The following is a 4,210-nucleotide window of genomic DNA, read 5'->3' as shown; positions in this document are numbered from 1 at the left end:
CCGTTGCCAGTACCACTAATCCTCTGGTGAAACCCTGTTCACGGCTCGCCTTCAGTGCTGCTAATGCCTCCATTTGTAGGGCATTGGGCGTGGGCGGCTCGATATGTTCTTGTTCTTCGTAAAGACTAACGGCGGCAATACCCCGTTGTTGCTTCGTGTGTTGGTAGCGACTAAGGTAGCTGTCGATCCACTCATGGGTCAGCGACTGACTCTGATTGTGGTTAAAAATCGCCTCAAACTGCTGACGGATATGGGCAAACTCAAGCGCTGCGGGTGAGGTGCGTGGCAACTCAAAATCATGGCGTAAGGCCCATTCATGGCTGTGTAATAGCGCGGTTTTACTGATGTTATTAGAGCCTATCCATGCGCAACCTTCGATTATTTCATCCTGCTCACTACGGATAAAAATGTACGACTTCATATGAAAGCTTTGCTGGCCGCACACAAATATTTTGCACTTGGCACCGCGTTCGGCCAGCAGCATCAAACGGCGCAGGGCAACAGGATGGCTGATGCAGAGATAATCCGACGTCAGCAGTTTTAAGCTCGCACCACTTTGTAAGGCATCAAGCAGCGGATCAAACAGTAAATCGAGACCTGACGGTTGGATAAAAGAGACGGAAATTTCGATCTCACTGGCGTGATTGATGGCTTGAATAAGCCTTGGTAGCAAGGGATCGTTTGCCCCGCCGTAGGACAGTTTTTTGCCTGAGTAGAGTGAGATTTGTTGTTCTATCATGGATTATCGCTTAAGGAGCACTGCATTGAGCCATTGTTCGTTTTCGCGCCCTACGCGTAAATCGGTTGTTAGCCAGACTTTATCAATCGCAAGTGGTAAACCGCTTAATAGCTCAGCTAAGAGCGCTTCATCACAGTGGGTAAAGCGGCGGCCATCACGTTCGACTTCACCCTGCCCATATTTGAATGAGCAGTAAAACCCACCGCCCGATTTCAACATACTGGCAAGATGCGCGAAGGTATCTGGTAGTGAGGCTTTTGCGACATGCAGCAGCGAGGCACAGGCCCAAATACCGTCATATTGCTGAGTCGATGTGAACTGCATAAACGTTGCAACCCTTACAGGCTTGCCGAGCAACTGCTGCGCGAGCGTGGCAAGTGCCTCGCTGGCATCAAAGGCATCAACGTGAAAACCAAGGTCGATTAACCGTTTGCTGTCTCGACCAGAGCCGCAACCCGCATCAAGCACGCGGCCACTTTTCGGTAAGTAAGGGGTAAATTGTTCCAGCAGGGAAGAAGAGTCGACTTCTACCGTCGAGGCATAAAACGAGCTGGCGTGCTGGTTATAAAAATCGATAGACATAAAGACTCCTTATTTGGTTAACGATAGTAGCGTTTTAGTCTTTATTGTTCAATTGGTTGCATTCTGTTTGGCTTCTTCTGATTTTTAACCTTCTAAATAAATCGTCCATTTGAGCAGACACTTTCGTTCAATCTGGCTTGTCAATATGTGGGCTCTTTAGTCAGTGTTGGCAATTATCTTGAGCGGCGGTGAACAACTTGCCGATATATTGCTCGACAGTGGTATTGGTGTGCCAAGGCAGTCGATTGACGTATATGACTTTGAGGCAGACCTGTTGTTTGCGTAGATTAGTTAGATGCATATACTAGTTAAAATCACTGAATACGCTTAGATTTTTCGCTAAGTGCTTGTTCAAATTTGGCTCTGGTCATTAAGATTTTTTCGGTGTTTGTCGTTCCAAGTTTTTTTGCTAAACGTTTATCAAGGCTTTGCTGCTTTTGATAATGATTGTGGTGTTGGTGGATATTGAGCGAGGGGTCAACAAAGGCTATCGACAGTTACGCCAAATAATATTTGCAGACCTTTGTTAAGGCTTATGCTCGCTTAAATTATTTGGCAAAAATAAAGACTCGGTATTTTGATAATACTCGTCAGTGCGTTGGCGGTAGCCCAATTAGAAAGCTTACAGCGCGATGAGCTTATGTAGTGTTAATGTCGCTTGCTGTTGGATTTTAGGTAATCAATTAAATGTCTAAATGAGACTTTTTAATTTTACACATGATACTGAGTAATCATTTTTTATGATGATAATTGTCAGTGCACTATGCTGGTATTAACTTTATTGCCGCTAGGTAATTGTCGATTTTATTGTTGATTAATTCATATTGAAACGGACTAAGATCACAATAATATAATGTGTAGTATAACGTTGTTCTATCTTGTTTTTGCTTGCGTTTGGGTATGCTTTGCTGAAAGGTAATATATCAAAGGCTAATTAATCATTTGGGACTTTAACGGGTCTAAATAATGTTTCTATTATCATCTATTTACAATCTTGACATGTAAGTCACAAAATTTATGTTTGAATTTAATCAATAACAATCAATTAAGGTTTGATTCAGTTTTAAAGCGCTTTATTGAAACGTCCGGAAAGAGATGTTGAAAATAAGGACTAATAAACCATAGCTTAATATGGAACTTACTAATATAGAACAATACTCCCCTGCAACTGTTTTATATTAAAAATAAAATGGAGTAATCGTAATGATGAGCAGTAAATTTAAAAAATCATTAGTTCTTACCATGATGCTGGGAGGCCTTGCGGCATGTAGCGATGGCGAAGATGGTAAAGATGGGATTAATGGTGAAAATGGTAATAATGGCGCTGACGGTGAAAATGGACTCGTTATCGCAACATCCGCAACGAGTCTAAATCTGGAGTTTTTATCCTATGGGTTCGATGTCGATGGTGTGCGTTCAGCCAAGTTTAAAGTAACCAATGAACTTGGGTTACCAGTCGTCGGGATCCCTTCTGTGCGTTTTCTTAGTTCTCAACTGGCAAAGTTAGATAAAGGCTACACTGAGCGTCAAGGTTTAGGCTATATCACATGTACAAATTCGCCGGATAGTTGTCTCACGGATCACAAAGATGGCACTTATACGGTTATTAACTCGACCAAAATTGCAGATTTAGATTTGAGTGCCAAATCTTATCGTTTTGACCCTAAAGCACCACAGCGTTTTATGGTGCGCTTACAAACTGCTGACGGCATTCCTGGGATCGGTAAGGTCACTGATATCATGCCTGAAGTTGATTTTATGATGGATGGCAGTGCGATCAATCTAACTCGTAGCATGGTCAGCACTGAAAGCTGTAATGCCTGCCACACTGACATTGCTTTCGCACGCAGTGGGTATTTTTCAGGTCCTCATTACGCCAATAATGTTGAATCTTGTGCTACCTGTCATACCACCGGTGAAAAAGACAGTAAAGGCACGATTGTTGAACGTGCACATCGCTGGCATAACGGCTTGCCGAATAACTTAGTCGCCAGTTCTTATGATTGCACCAGCTGCCATACGACTGAAAATACTGAAAAGTTACCTAATGGTGGCGAATGGTTAACTGCAACAGCAAATGACAAAGCTTGTACCAGTTGCCATGCGGTTGATTCCCTTAAGCATGGTGCAGAGTTACCGCTGACCTGTGCGAGCTGCCATGATGTCGGCAAAATTCACTTGACTAAAACCGATGCGAAAAAAGCTGCGCGTGATGCTTTCAGTATTAACATCACTAAAGCCAATATTGCGCCTGTCACTTCAATTCGTGATGGTCATACTTACCAAACAGCCGAAATTACGTTTACCGTAAAAATTCTTGATCATGAGGGCAAGCCTTTAACCGTAACGCCAAAAGACGCTGGGTTCTTTGCTGATATGCGTTTAACGGCAGCTTGGGATATGCAAGCGGGATATCGCCTTGCAACGACAGAAACGCAAGACAGTGGCGAATTAAGTCGTTTGGCTAATCATGCAGTTAACTATAAGTTTATCGGTAACGATCCTATTACGGTGGATACCACAACGGGAGAATTTACCTATGTACTGTCGGGCGATCTTCAGGCCGATTTGGCAAAAGGTGATACAGGCTTAATCATTCCAACTGGCACAGATCTGAATACTGGCGTGTTGGCGATTGAAGCAACGTTGAAGGCGGATCCATTAACGGGTAAGCCAAATGCGCAGGGCACATTGACGGAAAGATTACGCTCCACTACGGCGTTTTTCACTTTAGATGGCATGACTAAAGATGGCCGTCGTCAAGTGGTCGATAATGCACTATGTGCCTCATGTCATGGCGATCAAGCTTATGGTTACCATGGTCGTCGTAATGACTTGGCACAACAATGTGTTGCTTGTCATAACCCAGGTAACGCTGAGTGGGATAAA

The 4,210-nt window shown here is 43.6% G+C and carries 4 protein-coding genes; 2 read left to right on the top strand and 2 right to left on the bottom strand.

The window, feature by feature from the left end; translation table 11 throughout:
- Positions 1 to 739 (bottom strand): phospholipase D-like domain-containing protein (locus tag ACRCZA_RS03900; RefSeq protein WP_438673168.1); only part of this gene is annotated, 739 nt, incomplete at its 3' end.
- A gap of 3 nt (positions 740 to 742) precedes the next feature.
- Positions 743 to 1,321, bottom strand: coding sequence for a class I SAM-dependent methyltransferase (locus ACRCZA_RS03895; protein ID WP_438673167.1), 579 nt, complete (start codon positions 1,319 to 1,321; stop codon positions 743 to 745).
- A gap of 163 nt (positions 1,322 to 1,484) precedes the next feature.
- Between ACRCZA_RS03895 and ACRCZA_RS03890 the strand changes: the two genes are divergently transcribed.
- Both ACRCZA_RS03890 and ACRCZA_RS03885 read left to right on the top strand, forming a co-directional pair.
- On the top strand, positions 1,485 to 1,607 hold the full coding sequence (locus ACRCZA_RS03890) for a hypothetical protein (protein WP_438673166.1): 123 nt from the start codon (positions 1,485 to 1,487) through the stop codon (positions 1,605 to 1,607).
- Between the two features lie 917 nt (positions 1,608 to 2,524).
- The coding region (locus ACRCZA_RS03885; protein ID WP_438673165.1) for a multiheme c-type cytochrome at positions 2,525 to 4,210 on the top strand (1,686 nt) is incomplete at its 3' end.

Source organism: Shewanella sp. (assembly GCF_051658185.1).
Taxonomy (GTDB): Bacteria; Pseudomonadota; Gammaproteobacteria; order Enterobacterales; family Shewanellaceae; genus Shewanella.
Note: the sequence above shows the minus strand (reverse complement) of the source record. Positions and strands in the feature narration are given on the sequence as shown.